The 17,326-nt window shown below is 75.3% G+C and carries 15 protein-coding genes; 11 read left to right on the top strand and 4 right to left on the bottom strand.

Translation table 11 applies throughout. The annotated features are described in order from the left end of the window. Window positions 1-12: 12 nt before the first annotated feature. Window positions 13-672: a M15 family metallopeptidase gene (locus PSED_RS32145; protein WP_013678386.1), complete on the top strand. Its 660-nt coding sequence runs from the start codon at window positions 13-15 to the stop codon at window positions 670-672. After that, entirely contained in the window at window positions 669-1,619 is a 951-nt protein-coding gene (locus PSED_RS32140) for an endonuclease/exonuclease/phosphatase family protein (protein WP_013678385.1), read from the top strand. Before PSED_RS32145 ends, PSED_RS32140 begins: the two co-directional genes overlap by 4 nt. Window positions 1,620-1,699: 80 nt before the next feature. Here PSED_RS32140 and PSED_RS32135 read toward each other — a convergent pair whose 3' ends face one another. Beyond that, complete coding sequence (locus tag PSED_RS32135; protein WP_013678384.1) at window positions 1,700-1,975, bottom strand: DUF4242 domain-containing protein; 276 nt, start codon at window positions 1,973-1,975, stop codon at window positions 1,700-1,702. Between the two features lie 336 nt (window positions 1,976-2,311). Between PSED_RS32135 and PSED_RS32130 the strand changes: the two genes are divergently transcribed. Both PSED_RS32130 and PSED_RS32125 read left to right on the top strand, forming a co-directional pair. Next, window positions 2,312-2,923 (top strand): hypothetical protein, encoded by a 612-nt coding sequence (locus PSED_RS32130; RefSeq protein WP_013678383.1) that lies wholly within the window; start codon window positions 2,312-2,314, stop codon window positions 2,921-2,923. Between the two features lie 30 nt (window positions 2,924-2,953). Further along, window positions 2,954-3,505, top strand: coding sequence for a DUF5698 domain-containing protein (locus tag PSED_RS32125; RefSeq protein WP_013678382.1), 552 nt, complete (start codon window positions 2,954-2,956; stop codon window positions 3,503-3,505). Here PSED_RS32125 and PSED_RS35425 read toward each other — a convergent pair. After that, window positions 3,492-6,176, bottom strand: a complete 2,685-nt coding sequence (locus PSED_RS35425) for a helix-turn-helix transcriptional regulator (protein ID WP_083845359.1) — start codon at window positions 6,174-6,176, stop codon at window positions 3,492-3,494. The genes PSED_RS32125 and PSED_RS35425 overlap by 14 nt on opposite strands. Beyond that, window positions 6,148-8,820 (bottom strand): helix-turn-helix transcriptional regulator, encoded by a 2,673-nt coding sequence (locus PSED_RS32110; protein ID WP_013678381.1) that lies wholly within the window; start codon window positions 8,818-8,820, stop codon window positions 6,148-6,150. The genes PSED_RS35425 and PSED_RS32110 overlap by 29 nt, the downstream gene beginning before the upstream one ends. A gap of 83 nt (window positions 8,821-8,903) precedes the next feature. On the opposite strand from PSED_RS32110, the gene PSED_RS32105 reads away from it, so the two are divergent. From PSED_RS32105 to PSED_RS32080, 6 genes are all read left to right on the top strand, one after another. Next, entirely contained in the window at window positions 8,904-9,113 is a 210-nt protein-coding gene (locus tag PSED_RS32105) for a heavy-metal-associated domain-containing protein (protein WP_013678380.1), read from the top strand. Further along, window positions 9,110-10,153: a flavin-containing monooxygenase gene (locus PSED_RS32100; RefSeq protein WP_013678379.1), complete on the top strand. Its 1,044-nt coding sequence runs from the start codon at window positions 9,110-9,112 to the stop codon at window positions 10,151-10,153. The genes PSED_RS32105 and PSED_RS32100 overlap by 4 nt, the downstream gene beginning before the upstream one ends. Further along, complete coding sequence (locus PSED_RS32095; RefSeq protein WP_013678378.1) at window positions 10,150-13,269, top strand: heavy metal translocating P-type ATPase; 3,120 nt, start codon at window positions 10,150-10,152, stop codon at window positions 13,267-13,269. Before PSED_RS32100 ends, PSED_RS32095 begins: the two co-directional genes overlap by 4 nt. Further along, window positions 13,266-14,129, top strand: coding sequence for an ABC transporter ATP-binding protein (locus PSED_RS32090; RefSeq protein WP_013678377.1), 864 nt, complete (start codon window positions 13,266-13,268; stop codon window positions 14,127-14,129). The genes PSED_RS32095 and PSED_RS32090 overlap by 4 nt, the downstream gene beginning before the upstream one ends. Before the next feature lie 25 nt (window positions 14,130-14,154). Further along, window positions 14,155-14,904, top strand: a complete 750-nt coding sequence (locus tag PSED_RS32085) for a hypothetical protein (RefSeq protein ID WP_013678376.1) — start codon at window positions 14,155-14,157, stop codon at window positions 14,902-14,904. A gap of 114 nt (window positions 14,905-15,018) precedes the next feature. Then, a complete protein-coding gene (locus PSED_RS32080; protein ID WP_013678375.1) occupies window positions 15,019-15,609 on the top strand; it encodes a TetR/AcrR family transcriptional regulator in 591 nt (196 codons plus the stop codon). Window positions 15,610-15,625: 16 nt separating this feature from the next. Here the strand turns inward: PSED_RS32080 and PSED_RS32075 are convergent, their stop codons facing one another. Then, entirely contained in the window at window positions 15,626-16,249 is a 624-nt protein-coding gene (locus tag PSED_RS32075; protein ID WP_013678374.1) for a TetR/AcrR family transcriptional regulator, read from the bottom strand. Window positions 16,250-16,375: 126 nt separating this feature from the next. On the opposite strand from PSED_RS32075, the gene PSED_RS32070 reads away from it, so the two are divergent. Next, window positions 16,376-17,149, top strand: a complete 774-nt coding sequence (locus PSED_RS32070; protein WP_013678373.1) for an amidase family protein — start codon at window positions 16,376-16,378, stop codon at window positions 17,147-17,149. The last annotated feature ends 177 nt before the right edge of the window (window positions 17,150-17,326 follow it).

Genomic DNA, 17,326 nt, shown 5'->3' with positions numbered 1-17,326 from the left:
TTGCCTGGAGGCATGACCTACCCCGGACCCGCACGAACATCCGAGCGCCCACCCCGGCCGGGGACCGTCACCGCGGCCATCCTCGTCGTCGTGGTGGTCGTCCTCGGTGTCGTGTCGCTGGTCGTGACCGACGGCGCCGCGTCCGATGCGTCCGCGCGACCGTCGCGTGCCACCGGCCCCGTGGCCGACGTCCCGCGCGGGTCCCCTCCGGACGCGGCCGCCGACGAGGACGACGGCGTCGTCCCCGACGGCACGACGATCTTCGACGACGTACCGGCGGTCGCGAGGCTCGATCCGGGGCTGCTCGCGTCCGTCCGGCGGGCGGCGGCGGACGCCGGGCGCAGCGGGATCGGGTTCTCCGTCAACAGCGGCTGGCGTTCACCGCGGTACCAGGAGCAGCTGCTGCGCGAGGCCGTCGCCACGTACGGTTCCGAACGGGAGGCCGCGCGGTGGGTCGCCACCGCGGACACCTCGCCGCACGTGTCGGGCGACGCCGTCGACATCGGCCCGGCCGAGTCCGCGGCATGGCTGTCCGCGCACGGCGCCGGGTACGGGCTGTGCCGGGTCTATCGCAACGAGCCGTGGCACTTCGAGCTGCGTCCCGCCGCCGTCCACAGTGGCTGCCCGCCGCTCTACGCCGACCCCACGGACGACCCGAGGATGCGGGAATGACCGCCGTCCTCACACGCAGCGCCGGCGGGACGTGGCGACGCGGCCGGGTCGTCGCGACGCTCGCGCTGCTGCTGGGTCTCGTGCTCATGCTGCACGCGTGGGTGCCGAACCGGGTGGGGAACCTCGGCAGCCTGGTGGAGACGTTCCTGCCGTGGTTCGGGCTCTTCGTGCCCCTGCTGGCGATCGGGGCGCTGCGCGCCCGATCCGCCGCCGCCGGCGTCGCCCTGCTGCTCCCGGTCGTCGTGTGGCTGAGCCTCTTCGGCGGGTTGCTGATCGACAAGTCGCACCCGGGCGGTGGTCTTCGGGTCGTCACGCACAACGTCGACGCCGCCAACACGGACGCGGCCGGCACGGCCCGTGACCTGGTCTCCTCGGGCGCGGACCTGCTGGCACTCGAGGAGCTGACCCCGAAGGCGCTCCCCACCTACGAGCACGAGCTGGCGGCGGCGTACCCGTTCCACACGGTGCAGGGCACGGTCGGACTGTGGAGCAGGCTGCCGCTGTCGGACGTGCGGCCGGTCGACGTCGCCATGGACACGACCCGGGCGCTGCGCGCCACGGTGACCACGGACCACGGCCCGCTCGCCGTGTACGTCGCGCATCTCGGGTCGGTGCGGGTGTTCCCCCGCAACGGCTTCTGGACGGAGAGCCGCAACGCCGGTGTACAGACGCTCGCCGAGGCCGTCGCCGCCGAGCCCGACCAGCGGGTGGTGCTGCTCGGGGACCTGAACGGCACAATGGACGACCGCGCGTTCGCCGGCCTCACCTCACGGCTGCGACCGGCCCAGGAGGCCGCCGGACAGGGGTTCGGCTTCACGTGGCCGTCGGCGTTCCCCGTCGTGCGGTCCGACCAGATCCTGGTCCGTGGTGTGACGGCGCAGGCGTCGTGGGTGCTGCCGTCGACCGGCAGCGACCACCGGCCGGTCGGTGCCGAGGTCGCGTGGTGAGTCCTCGGCCGCAGGCCGCGCACGGACGGCAGGGCCGGGTCCGGTCACACGTCGGGTGACCGGTCCCGGCATCCGCGCCGTCACTCCGTCGCCGTCGCCGGCCCGAACCGGTCGGCGATCTCGACGACGACGTCCGCCGGGAAGCCCCCGCGTCGCGCGTGCTCCCGCACGGTCTCGGCGTCCTCGGCCTCGTGCACGCAGTAGATCTTGTCGCCGGCCACGTAGCTGAAGTTCCACGTGTAGTCGGTGTCCAGACCGTCCACGACCGCATTGGACGTGCGGGCGATGTCGCGCGGCTGCTCGCGCGTGAGCTGTGCGGCGCCGGGGATGTTGCGCTCGATCAGGAAGGTGGGCATGACGGGCTCCGTCCTCTGGGTGTCGGGTGGGTTCGTGAGCAGGCCGGATGGTCCAGCCGTGAGCGGCGACCGTCGCTGTGGCGACCATCGCCGCTCACGACCAGAACGGTAGGAGCGCGACCCCCGCGGCCACGTCGGAGGATCTCCCCATCCTTCGTCGCGGACCACCTACGTCCGGGCCGGGTCCCTACCCCCGGCCCGGGAACCCCTCCCGGCATGGGTGGTCCCCGACGAGATGGGGGTGTCCTTCCCGACGAACCCCGGGGTCGGCGCTCCTAGCGTCCCGGACATCGCGACCCGCGCCACGACGGGTCGACCGAGCCGAGGAGAACGACGATGACCCCGACGACGACCCCGACGACGACCCCGACGACGACCGACACGATCGACGACCGCGCCCTCAAGGCGCGCCACCGCGCCATGTGGGCGCTCGGTGACTACCCCCGGGTCGCGGCCGAGCTGATCGCGGAGCTCGGCCCCGCGATGTTCGCGCCGCACCATCAACAGGCCGTGGACGAGCTGGTCAGGGCGTGCCGCCCCGGTGGCACGATCGCCCTGCTGAACTGGACGAGCGACGGGTTCGTCGGAGAGATGTTCCGCGCGCTGGGGCCCTACGCCGCGCCGCCGCCGACGGGTGCGCTCTCCCCGGTCCGGTGGGGCGACGACCGCTACGTCCGCAGGCTGCTCGGCGACCGCGTCACCGACGTCGCGGCGACGCCGGGGGTGCTCCGCGTCGACCGGTTCCCGACCCCGCAGACCTGGCGCGACCACTGGAAGACCGTCGACGGGCCCACCATCGCGACCTACCGTGCGCTCGGCGCCGACCCCGACGAGGTCGCGGCGCTGGACCGGGACCTGGCCGCGGTCGCCACCCGCTTCGACCGGGGCACGTCCGGAACGGTCCTGCCGTGGGAGTACCGCATCCACACCGCCCGCAGGGTCGGCTGACCCCGCCCGCGGCGGGGGGAGGAGATCGACATGTGGACCACGGTAGGTCAGCCGGTGCTCATCGCCGTGCTGGTCGTTCTCGAGGTGGGTGTGTGGCAGGTCCGGATGACGGTGGCGGCGCGCGGACGAAAACGGGCGGCCGCGGCGCTCGGGGCGCTCAACGCCGTCATCCAGGTCGTCGCGCTCGGTCAGGTGGTCACCAACCTCGACCGGCCCGCGAACATCGCCGGCTACGCGATCGGTGTCGCGATCGGTGTCTACCTGGGCGTGGCGGTCGGTGGCCGGCTCGCGGGCGACCCGGTCGAGCACCGCGTCGTCGTCCCCGGCGACGGCGTGCCGCTCGCCACCCTGTTGCGCGACCGCGGCTGGCCGGTGACGATCCAGCCCGCGCTCGGGCACGACGGCCCGGCCGCCGCGCTGACCGTGGTCGTGGACGGCCCGCGGTCCACGGAGGTCGAGCGCGACCTCGCGCGGATCGGCCACGACGGCCTCCACACGAGCAGCCTGCTGCGGACGGCCCGGTGGGTGCCGTCGCCGGCAGGGCGCGGTACGTCGGGCGGCGCGCGACTCAGGTCCGCGTGACCGCCGGCCCGCCGGCGATGCCCAGCCGGCGGGCCGCAGCCGCCGCCTCGGCGCGGGAGCCGACCCCGAGCTTCGCCAGGATCGCCGACACGTGGTGGTCGGTGGTCTTCGGCGAGATCACCAGCCGCGACGCGATCTGGCCGTTGCTCAACCCGTCGACGAGCAGTTCCAGCACGTCGAGCTGGCGGGCGGTCAGCCCGGCCGGGTTGGCACGGGTGGCCGGCAGCCGGCCGCGCGGGACGCTGCTGACCCCCGAGGCCCGCAGCCGGGCCCTGACCAGCGCGGCGACCGGCTTGGCCGCCAGCTCGTCGAGCAGCGGGAGCGCGGCGAGCAGGTCGTCGGTCGATCCGGCGTCCCACAGCTCCAGCGCGCGGTCGTACGGCCGGTCCGCATCCGCCGGCTGCGGCGCCGCGGCCGGGACGTCCCCGCACTGCTGCACGTCGCTGTCGGCCAGGCGGCGTGCCCACAGCCCCACCGCGGACAGGGTGGTCGGCCGGCCGGTGTACTCCCGGGTGAACAGGTCGGTGACCAGAGGGTCCCGGAGCCGGTCGTCGGGTCGGCGCGTGATCCAGGCGTTCTCCATCAGGGCCGCCGCGGCCGGCGCGACCATGTTGGGGCTGTCGAGCCGGCGCACCAGGCGCCACAGCTCGTCGAGGTGCGGGTTGGCCGCCGGAGCGTCCCGCCGGGCCAGGAGCAGCGCCAGCACCAGGTGCGGCCAGAGCTGGCTGAGCGGTAGGTCGAAGGAGCGCAGCACGGTGCGCGCGTCCTGCTCGGCCTCGTCCCACCGGCCCTGCAGCAGGCGCAGCCTGGCACGCACGCCCAGCTGGTACGCCGTGCAGATCGGGGTGTCGCGCTGCTCGCTGATGCGCAGCGCGTCCGCCACCGATTCCTCGGCCACCGCGAGGCGGCCCTGCTCGACGTCGAAGCTGCACAGGTTGCTCATCGGGGTGGTCGCGAGGTCGTCGAGCCGGTGCCGCAGCCCCACGTCGGTGGCGGCGAGCAGGTCGGCCCGGCCGCGGACGTCGCCGTCGACGAGACGCGCCACCGCGATCCCGACCGCTGCGGTGCTGCTGAGCACCGGGTCCCCGCCGAGCTCGGCGGCGATCTCGGCGGCCTGCGCACCGGAACGCCGCGCCGCGACCGCGTCCCCGCGCCACGCCGCGAGGAACGCCTGGCGGGAGAGCGCGAAGCCGAACGCGCGACGGTCGTCGACACCCGCGAGGATCTCGATCGCGGCCTCGGCGTGCCGCTCGGCGAGCGCGCGGTCGGCCGCGTACCAGGCGTACCCCGCGAGCGCGGTGTGGCCGATGCCGACCGCGACCTGTTCACCCAGCTCGCGCCGCACCTCCAGGGCCTGCTCCCTGGCCGCGATCGCCTCCCGCAACCGGTCGGTCAGGTAGAGGTCGAGCGAGATGCTCTCCAACAGGGCCGCCCGCACGACCGCCTGCTCCGGCCCGGTGTGTGCGAGCGCGGCCTCGTAGAAGGCGACGGCCTCGCGGTGCGCCCCGGACCGCGACGCCTCGGTGGCCGCGGCCGGCGCGTAGCGCAGCACCCGTTCGACGTCACCGGCGGCGACCGAGTGGTGCGCCAGCGCGCTCGCGTCGCCGTCGACGGCCTCCAGCGCCGCGATCATCTCCGCGTGCAGCGCCGGCTCCGTGCCCGGGACGGCCGCGTCGAGCACCGCGGAGCGGGCGATCTCGTGGCGGAACGCGACGCCGCGCCCCCGCCGGTCGACCAGACCGGTCGCGGCGAGGCCGGCCACCGTCGCCGCCGACATCCCCAGCGCGGTGAGCACCTCGCCGCTCACCGGCTCGGGCGCGCACGAGAGCAGCTCGAGGCAGTGCCGGGCCTGCGGATCCAGGCCGGCGGCCCGCGCGAGCACGGCGTCCCGGACGTTCTCCGGCAGCGGTGAGTGCGGCTGGGCGAGGATCTGGCTGACGAAGAACGGGTTGCCCGCGGTGCGGCGGTGCACCCCGGCCGGGTCGAGGCCGTGGCCCTCGACGAGCTCGGCGACGGCGGCCCGGGTGAGCGGCGCGAGCTGCAGCCTGCGCGTGCCCGGGGCCGAGACAAGATCGCCCAGTACGGCGCTCAGCGGATGGTCGACGCCGAGCGAGTCCCGGTAGGAGAGCACGAGCACGAGCGGCAGCGCGCGGATCCGGCGGGCGAGGAACCGGACGAGGTCGAGTGTCGCCTCGTCGGCCCAGTGCAGATCCTCGACGACGAGGACCCGCGGCCGCGTCCGCAGCGCCTCCAGGACCGCGGCGAAGATCTCGTGCTGGGCGGCGCTGCCGCGCAGCAGGGCGGGCAGCGCAGGGTCGAGCTCGCCCGCGACGTCGCGCAACGGACCCAACGGCCGGGGTGTGCTCAGCGAGTCGCGCATCCCCCACAGCACCGGCAGCGCCCGGGTCCGCTCGGCGAAGGCGCGCAGCAGGACGGTCTTGCCGATCCCCCCGTCGCCGGCGACCAGCACCACCCCACCCCACCCGGCCCGGACGGGTCGGGGCGCGCTGCCTCCTCGAGCACCGCGAGGAGGTTCTCGCGCTCCAGGAGTCGCATCCGGCCAGCGTACGAGGGTCGGGCCCGGTCCGGAACACGATCGTGTCGACGCGACCGCTCCTCCCCGGGCAGCGCGGGGGACGTGCTCAGGACAGCGCCAGGCCGCCGAGCTCACGGCGCGAGCTGATCCCGGTCTTGGTGAAGATGTTGCGCAGATGGAAGTCGACGGTTCGGGGGCTGACGAACAGCTGCGCGGCGACGTCGCGGTTCGCCATCCCCTCGGCGACGAGCTTCGCGACCTGGAGCTCCGTGGGGGTCAGCCGGACGGTCTCGGCGCCGGTCCGCCGGCGCGCGGTCGCACCCGAGGCGCGCAGCTCGCGCCGGGCGAGGTCGTACCAGGTCCGCGCGCCGAGGGCGTCGAAGGCCTCCATGGCGGCGCGCAGGTGCCCGCGGGCGTCGACCCGCCTGCCCGCCCGGCGGAGGTGTTCGCCGTAGGCCAGCCGGGTGCGGGCGGCGTCGAACGGCCGGGTGGACCGTGCGTGCAGGTCGACCGCCCGGTCGAAATGGGCGGTGTCTCCCGTGAGGAGGGCGCGGCCGTGGGCGGCGACGGCCGCGGCCCAGACCGAACCCGTCCCCTCGGCGAAGTGCTCGAGCTCGGCGGTCCACTCGGCGAGCGGGCCGTCGGCGGCCGAGGCGGCCTCCAGCCGGTCGACGGCGGCGCTGCGCGCGACCATGCTCGGGCCCAGCCGGCCGAGCCGGGCGAGCGCCGTCGGGGTGCGGACGCCTGCCAGCTGCGCGCGGGCCCAGTCGAGCAGGTCCCGGACGGTGGTCGCCACCGTCCCGAGCGAGAGGGCTGCGGCGGTCTCGCCGATCCGGTCGAGGTCGGCCTCCGAACCGTTGCCGCACAACGCGTCGAGCAACGCGAGCTGGGCCTCGGGGAAGCTCTGCAGCTCGGGGCGTCCGGTGGCCCGCGCGATCTCCACGGCCTCGGACAGCGAGGTGCGGGCGGCGGTCCAGCGGCCCGCCGGGACCTCGGCCAGCGCCCGCCGGGTGAGCGCGTACAGCACGATGACCGTGGCGCCCGCGCTGCGGGCGTCGGCCAGCAGCCGGTCGTGCAGGCGCAGGGCGTCGTCGTCGGCCTGGAGGTGGAGCGCCGCGATCCCGAGGTTGGGCAGGACGTCGACGTCACCCGGCGGTATCGCGTGGGCGAAGCCGATCGCGGTCTGCAGCGCGGGGGCGGCGCGGCCCCAGTCCGCCGCGGGGATGGCGTGCAGGCCGTTCAGCAGCGCGTCGACGCACCGGTCGCGGGCCGGCGCGTCCGGGGCGGCACCGGGCACGACGGTCGTGGGGTCGATGCCGGAGTGCGCGCCCACCGTCGCGAGCCCGGCGCCGAGCACGGCGAGCTCGCGGGCCCGGGACGGGTCGAGGTCCGCGAGGCCCTGCGCCGCCTCCAGCACCATGCGCTGTCCGACGTCGAGCGACCCGGTGTTCCATTCGGTGCGGGCCCGGGCGGCCAGGGTCTCGGCGTGCAGGACCGGGTCGTCGATCTCGGCCAGGGCCCGGTCGGCGAGGTCGGCCGCGGTCTGCGGCCGCCCGGCGAGCCACGCCGCCAGCGCGGCCTTCGCCCGCCGGGCACCACGGACGGCGGGATCGGGGGTCAGGTCGGCGGCACGGGCGAACGCGGCCGCCGCCCCGCTGTGCCCACCTCGGGCGCGGGCCCGCTCGCCGGCCTCGACCAGCGCCGCGGCGGCGGTCTCGTCCGTGCCGTCCGCGGCCGCGGCGAGGTGCCACGCCCGGCGCTGCGGGTCGGTGACGACCTCGGCGAGTGCGCGGTGGGCCCGACGACGCTCGGTGGCCGTCGCGCCCGCGTAGACGGCGGACCGGACCAGCGGGTGCCGCAGCACGATCTCGCCGGCCGCCGTCGTGAACAGCCCCGTCCGCTCGGCCGCCTCGAACGCCGCCGCGGGAAGGCCGGACCGGGTCGTCGCCTTCTCGACCACGGCCACGTCGCCGGTGTCGTCCGCGGCGACCAGCAGGAGGACGGCGGCGGCGTCGGGATCCAGGTCGCGGGCCCGGTCGAGGAACGCCGCCTCCACCCGGGCCGACAACGGCAGCAGTCCCGGGAGGTCGGTGGCGCCGGAGAGCTGGTCGGGGCCCAGCGTCGTCGGCAGCTCGGCGAGGGCCAGCGGATTGCCGCCGGTCTGGGCGAGCACGACGTCGAGCACCGCGTCGGGCACCGGGGCCCCCGCGCGCTCGGCGAGGACGGCGGACGCGGCCGCGCGGTCGAGGCCGGCCAGGGGCAGCACCGGGAGCTCGGCGGGATCGAACCCGGACTGCTCGCGGGCGGCGAACAGCAGCGCCACCGGGTCGTCGGCCAGCCGGCGCGCGACGAACAGCAGCGCGGCGGCGGTCTCGTCGTCGAGCCAGTGCGCGTCGTCGACCACCAGCAGGAGCGGCTGCTCGGCGGCCGCCTCGGCGACCAGGCTCAGCGCACCGAGGTAGACCAGGTAGGGGTCGGGTGCGTCGTCCTCCTCCCCGAATGCGGCGCGCAGCGCGCGGGCCTGCCGGGCGGGCAGCCGGCCCATGTGGTGGCGCAGCGGGCGCAGCAGCCGGTGCAGGGCGGCGAAGGCCAGCGGCGACTCCGCCTCGACCCCCTGGGTGCGCAGCACCCGCAGCCCGTCCAGCGGGCTCGCGGCCAGCAGCGCCGACTTGCCCGCGCCCGGCGCTCCGAGCACCACCAACGCCCCGCCGCGGCCGGCGAGCGCGTGCTGCTGCAGCTCGGCGAGCGCGGCCTGCTCGTCGTCCCGGCCGTACAGCACCTGGCGAGCTTATCGCCGGGTTCGTCCGATCCCGGCGATTGCACCGGCGCGATGCCGGTGGTGCGGGCGGCAGCGTTGGCCGCATGACGACGAGCACCACCCTCCATATCGACGGACTGAACTGCGCCAACTGCGTCGCCGCCGTCCGGGCCGAGCTGCTGGCCGTGCCCGGCGTGCTCGATGTCGAGGTCGACCTGCCCACGGGGCGGGTCTCGGTCATGGCGACCGGCCCACTCGACGCCGACTCGGTCGAGGTGGCGGTCTACGAGGCAGGACACGAGGTGGCCCGGTGAACCCGCTGGACGTCGCCGTCGTCGGCGGTGGGCAGGCCGGCCTCGCGATGGCCTGGCACCTGCGCCGCCGGGGCCTCAACTGCACCGTCCTCGACGCGGGCGAGCCCGGGGGGAGCTGGGCGGCGCGGTGGGACTCGCTGCGCCTGTTCACCCCGGCCCGCTACGACGGGCTGCCCGGGATGCCGTTCCCCGGCGACCCCGACCGGCACCCGACGAAGGACGAGGTCGCCGCCTACCTGCGGAGCTACGCGGCCACGTTCGACCTGCCGGTCCGCTCCGGGCACCGGGTCACCGAGCTGCGCCGCGACGCGGCCGGGTTCGCGCTCGACGGCGCGGGCGAGACGATTCTCGCCCGCCAGGTCGTCGTCGCGACCGGCCCGTTCCAGACACCGTGGGTCCCCGCCCTCGCCGAGGGCCTGTCACCTCGGGTCGCGCAGCTGCACAGCGCGGAGTACCGCCGTCCCGACGATCTCCGGGACGGCCCGGTGCTCGTGGTCGGCGGCGGCAACTCCGGCCGTCAGATCGCGCTGGAGCTGGCCCGTACCCGGCGGGTGGACCTGGCCGTCGGGAGCCGCGCCGCGGTGGTCCCGCAGACCGTGCTCGGCCGCGACCTGTTCTGGTGGCTCACCCGGTCCGGGCTGGTCACGGCGTCCGGCGACTCCGTACTCGGCCGCCGGATGCGGGCCCGCGGCGAGCTCGTCGTGGGCACGTCCGACGCCCGGCTCCGGGAGGCCGGGGTGACACTGCGCGGGCGGGTCACCGGCGCGGCCGGGACCGCGGTCACCGTCGACGACACCGTGCTCGAGGTCGACACCGTCGTGTGGGCGACCGGCTACCGGCGCGACGACTCGTGGATCACGATCCCCGGCGCGCTCGAGCACCGGCGGCGGGGCGAGACCGCGGTCCCGGGGCTGTACGTGCTGGGGCTGCCGTGGTTGCACAGCCGCGGCTCGGCGCTGCTCGGGTTCGTCGGCGCCGACGCCGCGCACCTCGCCGAGCGGATCGCCGCCCGCGACGCCCGGACGGGGGTCCCCCGGTGAGCGCGCCGACCCTCGCCGTCGAGACGCTCCGCGTCACCGGCATGACCTGCGCGTCCTGCGTCGGGCGGGTCGAGAAGGCGTTGCGCCGGGTGGACGGGGTGGCCGACGCGCGGGTGAACCTGGCCACCGGCACCGCGACCGTCGAGCACACCGCCGTCGACCCGGCCGCGCTGGTCGCGTCGGTGGAGCGGGCGGGGTACGGCGTCGCGGTCGCCGATCCGCGGCCCGCGCAGACCGAGCCGGACGGGCCCGAGCCCGCCCTGCCCTGGGTGGTCGCCCTGACCGCCGGGCTCGCGCTGATGGTCCTGATGTACGTCCCGCTGTCCGTCGACGCGATGGACCCGCTGATGCCGGCCCTGCTCGCGGTCGCGACGGTGGTGCAGTTCTGGGTGGGACGGCCGATCTACCGCGCCGCGGTCGCCGCGGCCCGCCACCGCACCGTCACGATGGACACGCTCGTCGCGCTGGGCACCCTGATCGCGTACGGCTACAGCGCCTTCGTGACGCTGTGGCCCGGCCAGGCCGAGCGGTGGGGCCTCCCGCTGCACGTGTACTTCGAGACCTCGCTCGTGGTCGTGGCCCTCGTGCTGCTCGGCCGGTGGCTGGAGGCCCGCGCCAAGGGCCGGACCGTCGCCGCCGTCGCGGCACTGACCCGGCTCGCCCCGCCGACGGCTCGGGTCGTCAGGGACGGCCGCGAGTTCGAGGCCCCGGTCGCCGACGTGGTCCGCGGCGACGTCGTCCGGGTCCGGCCGGGGGACCGGGTGCCGGTCGACGGCGTGGTCGTCGAGGGCGGGTCGAGCGTCGACGAGAGCATGCTCACCGGGGAGAGCAGGCCTGTCCCGAAGGCCGAGGGCGACCAGGTCATCGGCTCGACCCTCAACGGCACCGGGACGCTGCTCGTCCGGGCCACCGCGGTCGGGTCCGACTCCACGCTCGCCCAGATCGTGCGCCTGGTCGAGGACGCGCAGGGCTCGTCGGCGCCGGTTCAACGGCTCGTCGACCGGGTGGCGACGTGGTTCGTCCCGGCGGTGCTGCTGGCCGCGGCCGCGACCTTCACGGTGTGGGCGCTGACGGGCCCGTTGACCCTCGCCATCGGCACCGGGATCGCCGTGCTGATCATCGCGTGTCCGTGTGCGCTCGGGCTGGCCACTCCGATGGCGGTCATGGTCGCCGCGGGCCGGGCGGCGGAGCTGGGCATCCTGGTCTCGGGCGCCGAGGCGCTGGAGACCGCGACCCGGGTCGACACGGTCGTGCTCGACAAGACCGGGACGATCACCGAGGGCAGGCCGGTCGTGACCGAGGTGCGGCCCGTCGGCAGGACCGCCGACGAGCTGCTCGCGCTGGCCGCGGCCGTCGAGACCGGTAGCGAGCACCCGCTCGCCGCGGCGGTCGTCGCCGCACACGACGGGCCCGTCCGGCCGGTCGTCGGGTTCGAGGCCGTCCCCGGCTGCGGGGTGTCGGGGACGGTCGACGGCCGGCACGTCCGGATCGGCACGGCCCGCTGGGTCGGGGTGCCGGCCGAGCAGACCGAGGGGACCGCGCTGCACGTCACGGTCGACGGGCGGGCCGCCGGCACGATCGTCGTCGCGGACGCCGTGCGGCGCGGCGCGGCCGAGGCCGTCGCGCAACTGCGGGCCCTCGGTCTGCAGGTCGTCATGCTGACCGGCGACTCCGCCGCGGTCGCGCAGGCGGTCGCCCGCGAGGTCGGCATCGACCGTGTGGTCGCCGAGGTGCTGCCCGCCCAGAAGGCGGACCGGATCGCGGCGTTGCAGGCGCAGGGGCGCGTCGTCGCGATGGTCGGGGACGGTGTCAACGACGCCCCCGCGCTGGCCACCGCCGACCTCGGTGTCGCGATCGGCACGGGCAGCGACGTCGCGCTCGCGGCCTCCGACGTGACGCTGGTCGGCGGGGACCTGCGCGGGCTGGTCTCGGCGATCGCCCTGTCGCGGCGCACCGTCGCCACCATCCGGCAGGGCCTGACCTGGGCGTTCCTCTACAACGTGGCGCTGATCCCGGTGGCGGCCGGCGCGCTGTACTGGGCGGACGGGCTGCTGCTCGACCCGGTACTCGCGGCCGCGGCCATGGCGATGAGCTCGGTCAGCGTCGTCACCAACGCCCTGCGGTTGCGCGGGTTCCGCCGGCCCGGGTCGGCACAGGAGATCCTGCGGCCGTCGCTGCGGGAACGGACCGGCCGGTGGAGCCACTTCGCCGCCGTCGCCGCCGTGGCGCTGCTGGTCGGCGCGGGGCTCACGGCACTCTCCCGGACCGACGCCGCCCGCCGCGGCATGAACGGCACCCTGGCCTGGAGCCAGGCGGTCGGCATGCCGATGCGCACCGACATGAGCGTGATGATGGCGGCCGACGTCGAACCGGTCGACGCGCACCGCGCCGGGCTCGACGTGGACATCAGCGCGCCCGGGGCCCGGGCGGGCGTCCCCACGCGGGTGACCGTGCGGGTCACGGCGGACGGGGCGCCGGTCGACGACATCGCGCTGAGCCACGAGGCCTGGACGCACCTCATCGTCACCCGCTCCGACCTGGGCACCTTCGCGCACGTCCATCCCGTGCCGACCGGGGTGCCCGGCGAGCTGGCCGTCGACGTCGTGTTCCCGACCGGCGGCAGCTACGCGCTGCACGCCGAGTTCCGCAGGCAGGGCGAGCTGGCGTCGGTCCTGGCCCGGTCCGAGGTGGACGTCGCCGGGGACCCGGTCGAGCAGGAGCGGGTGCTCCCGGGGCCGCGTGAGACCGTCGTCGACGGGGTCCGCGTCGGTCTGCGCGGGGACGTCGTCGCCGGCGAGGCGAGCGACCTCACCGTGACCCTCGCCGACGCCGCCACCGGCCGGCCGCTCGACGACCTGCAGCCCTACCTGGCGGCGCCCGCGCACGTCGTCACGCTGCGGGCCGACGGCCGCGGCTTCGCGCACGGCCACGCCGAGGTGATCGACGCCGACGGGGATCCCGTCCTCGCCACCCCGGGGACCCGCTACGGGCCGGAGCTCGGCTTCCACCCCCGCCTGCCCGCCCCGGGCACCTACCGGATGTGGGTCCAGGTCCGCGTCGCGGACGGCCGCGTCCTCACCGCCCCGTTCACCGTCACCGCCGAGGAGCACCGATGATCACCGTGCAGGGACTCACCAAGAGGTACGACGACCGCACCGTCGTCGACGACGTCACCTTCCGTTGCGAGCCGGGCACCGTCACGGGGTTCCTCGGCCCGAACGGTGCCGGCAAGAGCACGACCTTGCGAATCCTCGCGGGTCTGGCCGCGCCGAGCGCGGGGACGGCGTCGATCGACGGCCGGACCGTCCGGCAGCTGCCGAACCCGGCCGCCGTGGTCGGCGCCCTGCTCGACGCCTCGGCGGTCCATCCCGGACGCACCGGCCGCGGCCACCTGCGGCTGCTGGCCGAGGTGATCGGGGTGCCGCGCGGGCGGGTCGACGAGCTGCTCGACGTGGTCGGGCTGACCGGAGCCGCCGGCCGCCGGATCGGCGGCTACTCCCTCGGCATGCGTCAGCGGCTCGGGATCGCCGCCGCCCTCCTCGCCGACCCGCCGGTGCTGATCTTCGACGAGCCCGCGAACGGGCTCGACCCCGAGGGCATCCGCTGGCTGCGCGGGTTGCTGCGCGGCCATGCCGACCGCGGCGGCACCGTCCTGCTGTCGAGCCACCTGCTCGCCGAGGTCGAGCACACGGTCGACCACCTCGTCGTCATCGGGGGCGGGCGGCTGGTCGCCGACGCACCCATCGACGAGCTGCTCGCCGCGGACGTGACCGTCGTCCGCGCCGTCGATCCCGCCGCCCTGGCCACGGACCTGCGGCGGGCCGGCCATCCCGTCGAACGCGACGGCGACCGGCTCACGGTCGGCGGCACCCCCGCCGAGGTCGGCGCCGTCGCGGCCCGCTGCGGGCACGCACTCGTCGACCTGCGGCCCGCCGGCCGCGACCTCGAAGACCTGTTCTTCCAGCTCACCGCCTGATCACCTGTCCGACACGGAGGACCTGATGGCCCTGCAGACCCTCGCCCGCCCCGATGCCCGCCTCGCCGGCTCCGCCCCCGGTCTCGGCCGGCTCGTCCGGGTGGAGCTGGGCAAGTCCCTGTCGACCCGCTCCGGAAAGGCCGTTCTCGCCGCGACGGCGCTCCTGGCCCCGCACTGGGTGCCCGTCCTCGTCCTGACCGGCGGGGACGTCTCCGACCCGCCCCGGCTCCTCGCCGAGCTCGGCGCGTTGACCGCCCTGCTCGTGCTGTCGCTCGGGGTGCTGAGCAGCGCGGGCGAGACCACGCACCGGACGGCGCTGGGCACCTACCTCGCCGTGCCGCGGCGGGGACGGGTCCTCGCGGCGAAGACGCTCGCGCTCGCCCAGCTCGGCGCGTACGCGACCGCCACGGGCGTCGTCACCTCGGCCGCGATCCTCGCCGTCCTCGGCGTCCCGGTCCCGCTCGGGCCGACCGCGGTGGTCGCGGCGGTGGCGACCCTCGGCGGCGCGGCGTTCGCCGTGACCGGGGTCGGGATCGGTGCCGCGATCGCCCACACGCCCGCGGCGCTGACGGGCAGCTACCTCGTCCTGTTCCTCACCCCGCCGCTGCTGCACGGCGTCTGGCCCGCGGCGGTCGAGGCCGTGGACCCGCGGCAGGCGGTCATCCTGCTGGCGACCACGACACCGTCCGCCGGGCCGCTCGTCACCCTGCTCGCGTGGGTCGTCGGGCCGCTGGCCGTCGGGTTCCTGATCCTGACGCGGCGCGACATCGCCTGAGTCCGCTCGGGCCGCTCGGGCGGTGCCGGTGCGACCGTGTTCGCGGACGAGCCGCCGCATCGCGCCGGGACGCCCTACGCTGCACGTGGAAGCTCTGCGCTGGGGGTAGGTCGCATGACGGCACGAGACGACCGTGGCCGCAACGGCACCGAGCGGATCCGTGAGGCTGCGTACGAGCTGTTCACGCGCCACGGTGTCCGCGCGGTCGGCGTCGACACGGTCGTCGAGCACGCCGGGGCGGCGAAGATGACGCTGTACCGCAACTTCGCCTCGAAGGAGGAGCTGATCCTCGACTTCCTCCGGCGCCGTGAGGAGATCTGGACCGAGAGCTGGCTGCAGGCGACGACCCGGTCACGGACCGAGCTGCCGGGCGGTCGTCTCCTCGCGATCTTCGACCTCTTCGACGAGTGGTTCGGCCGCGACGACTTCGAGGGGTGTTCCTTCCTCACCACCATGATCGAGGTGCACGATCCCCGCGACCCCGTCCACCAGGCGAGCGTCCACCATCTCGCCCGGATCCGCGCGTACCTGCGTGAGCTCGCGGCGGCGGCGGGTATCGACGACCCGGACACCTTCGCCCGCCAGTGGCACATCCTGATGAAGGGCTCGATCATGGCGGCCCACGAGGGCGACCGGGGAGCCGCCCGGGCGGCTCGGGAGGTCGGCAGGACGATGTTGGTCGCCCACGGCGTCGCCGTCGAGTGACGCGCGGAGACGACGGTCAGCCGGAAGACATCCCGCCGACGGCGTCGTCGATCAGTCTCACCGCGAGTTCGCGGGCGTCCTCGAACGGGTGCGCGTCGTTGACGGACGTGGCGAGGGCGCGCGCGCCCTCGAAGAGGACAGCGAGTTGGCGTCCGAGGGCCTCGGGATTCTCGGCTCCGGCGGCGTCCGCGGTGGCGATGAGATTCGCGATCAGTTCTCGCTTGTGACGCTCGACGAAGGCGGCAGCGTCCGCCATGCCGCCCGCCGCCTCGACCGCTGTGTTGTGGAACGGGCACCCGCGTAGCACCGGCCCGGCCAGAGCATCTCCCGCGGGCGTGGCGAACAGCGCGATCAGACGGTCGCGTGGCTCGAGGTCGTCTCGCGTGAGGACGGTCTCGATCTCGGCAGGCCCGTTCGGATCGGACTCGAGTCGTTCCAGATAGGCGCTGACGAGAGCTTCCTTGCTCGGGAAGTGCTGGTACAGGGTGCGCGTGGAGACGTGCGCGACCTCGGTCACCTTCGCGATCCCTGTCGCATGAATGCCGTCACGGGCGAAGAGCTCGACACTGGCCTTCAGGATCCGTTCCCGCGCCCCGCGCCCACCTCGCTTCGTGGGCCCGGCCTCCGGCGTGGCGCTCATCGCCTAAGTATAGCGATCGCTGTACTTTGTGGCCAGCTCCCGATACGCTCCAAGTACAGTGATCGCCTTACTTTAGCGACGGTCGGTCACGTTCCCCGACATCCATGTCACGGACGGAGTAGGCCGATGACCCGCACCAACCCCTCGTCCGCCGAGAGCAGCGGAAACTCGCAGCTGACCGAGCTCGGCGTCGCGGCCGCGGCCGCTGCGATCCGCCGCGGTGACGTCACCGCGGAGTCGTACACCTCCGCCCTCCTCGACCAGGCACGCGCCCAGTCCGAGATCCATGCCTTCATCACCATCGACGAGTCGGCGGTACTCGCTGCCGCTTCCGCCGCCGACGAGGCACGCGCGGCAGGAGCAACCGCACCTCTGCTCGGAGTCCCGCTGGGCGTCAAGGACAGCTACCAGACCCGGGACCTGCCGACATCCCTCGGCCTCGGCTCACTCACAGGATTCACCCCCAGCACCGACGCCGAGATCGTCACGGCCATCGAGGGCGCGGGCGCGATCGTGTTCGGCAAGAACAACCTCGTCGAGATGTCCTACGGCGTCACCGGCCACAACGCCGATCACGGGCAGGTTCTGAACCCCTACGACCAGGGTCGGCAGCACCTCCGTGGCGAAGTAGTCCAGCAGGTGGTCGCCGCCGCGCGCCGGTGCGGTGCCCCCGCCGCGCAGCGCCAGAGCGGTCAGTTGCAGGCCCGCGGCCCAGCCCTCGGTCCGTCCCCACGCGGTCGCCGCGACCGTCCCGTCGAGCGGCGCCCCGCAGACCCCCTCGACCAGGGCGGTCGCCTCGTCGAGGGTGAAACGCAGGTCGGCCGCGCGCAGCTCGGTGAGCTCGCCCCCGGGCGCGCAGCCGCGCGAGCGGTAGCGGCGGGTCCGTCCGGCTCGCCATGACGACCCGGGTCCGCGGGGGCAGGTGCGTCACCAGGAACTCGACGCCCTCGTGAATCCGGAGATCGGTCAGCACGTGGTAGTCGTCGACTACCAGCACGTGCTCGCGGGTGCTCGCCGCCAGTTCGTTGACCAGCAGCGCCAGCGCGACGTCCGGCGCCCCGTGCAAGAGCTCGTCCA

It is taken from the genome of Pseudonocardia benzenivorans CB1190 (assembly GCF_000196675.2).
Lineage (GTDB): Bacteria > Actinomycetota > Actinomycetes > Mycobacteriales > Pseudonocardiaceae > Pseudonocardia > Pseudonocardia benzenivorans.
Note: the sequence above shows the minus strand (reverse complement) of the source record. Positions and strands in the feature narration are given on the sequence as shown.

What these genes read in the sequence shown, in the direction of transcription:
- PSED_RS32070 (WP_013678373.1), top strand. Translation starts at nt 16,376, where the DNA reads ATGACCCGCACCAACCCCTCGTCCGCCGAGAGCAGCGGAAACTCGCAG.
- PSED_RS32145 (WP_013678386.1), top strand. Translation starts at nt 13, where the DNA reads ATGACCTACCCCGGACCCGCACGAACATCCGAGCGCCCACCCCGGCCG.
- PSED_RS32125 (WP_013678382.1), top strand. Translation starts at nt 2,954, where the DNA reads ATGTGGACCACGGTAGGTCAGCCGGTGCTCATCGCCGTGCTGGTCGTT.
- PSED_RS32130 (WP_013678383.1), top strand. Translation starts at nt 2,312, where the DNA reads ATGACCCCGACGACGACCCCGACGACGACCCCGACGACGACCGACACG.
- PSED_RS32085 (WP_013678376.1), top strand. Translation starts at nt 14,155, where the DNA reads ATGGCCCTGCAGACCCTCGCCCGCCCCGATGCCCGCCTCGCCGGCTCC.
- PSED_RS32075 (WP_013678374.1), bottom strand. Translation starts at nt 16,249, where the DNA reads ATGAGCGCCACGCCGGAGGCCGGGCCCACGAAGCGAGGTGGGCGCGGG.
- PSED_RS32135 (WP_013678384.1), bottom strand. Translation starts at nt 1,975, where the DNA reads ATGCCCACCTTCCTGATCGAGCGCAACATCCCCGGCGCCGCACAGCTC.
- PSED_RS32090 (WP_013678377.1), top strand. Translation starts at nt 13,266, where the DNA reads ATGATCACCGTGCAGGGACTCACCAAGAGGTACGACGACCGCACCGTC.
- PSED_RS32105 (WP_013678380.1), top strand. Translation starts at nt 8,904, where the DNA reads ATGACGACGAGCACCACCCTCCATATCGACGGACTGAACTGCGCCAAC.
- PSED_RS32080 (WP_013678375.1), top strand. Translation starts at nt 15,019, where the DNA reads ATGACGGCACGAGACGACCGTGGCCGCAACGGCACCGAGCGGATCCGT.
- PSED_RS32140 (WP_013678385.1), top strand. Translation starts at nt 669, where the DNA reads ATGACCGCCGTCCTCACACGCAGCGCCGGCGGGACGTGGCGACGCGGC.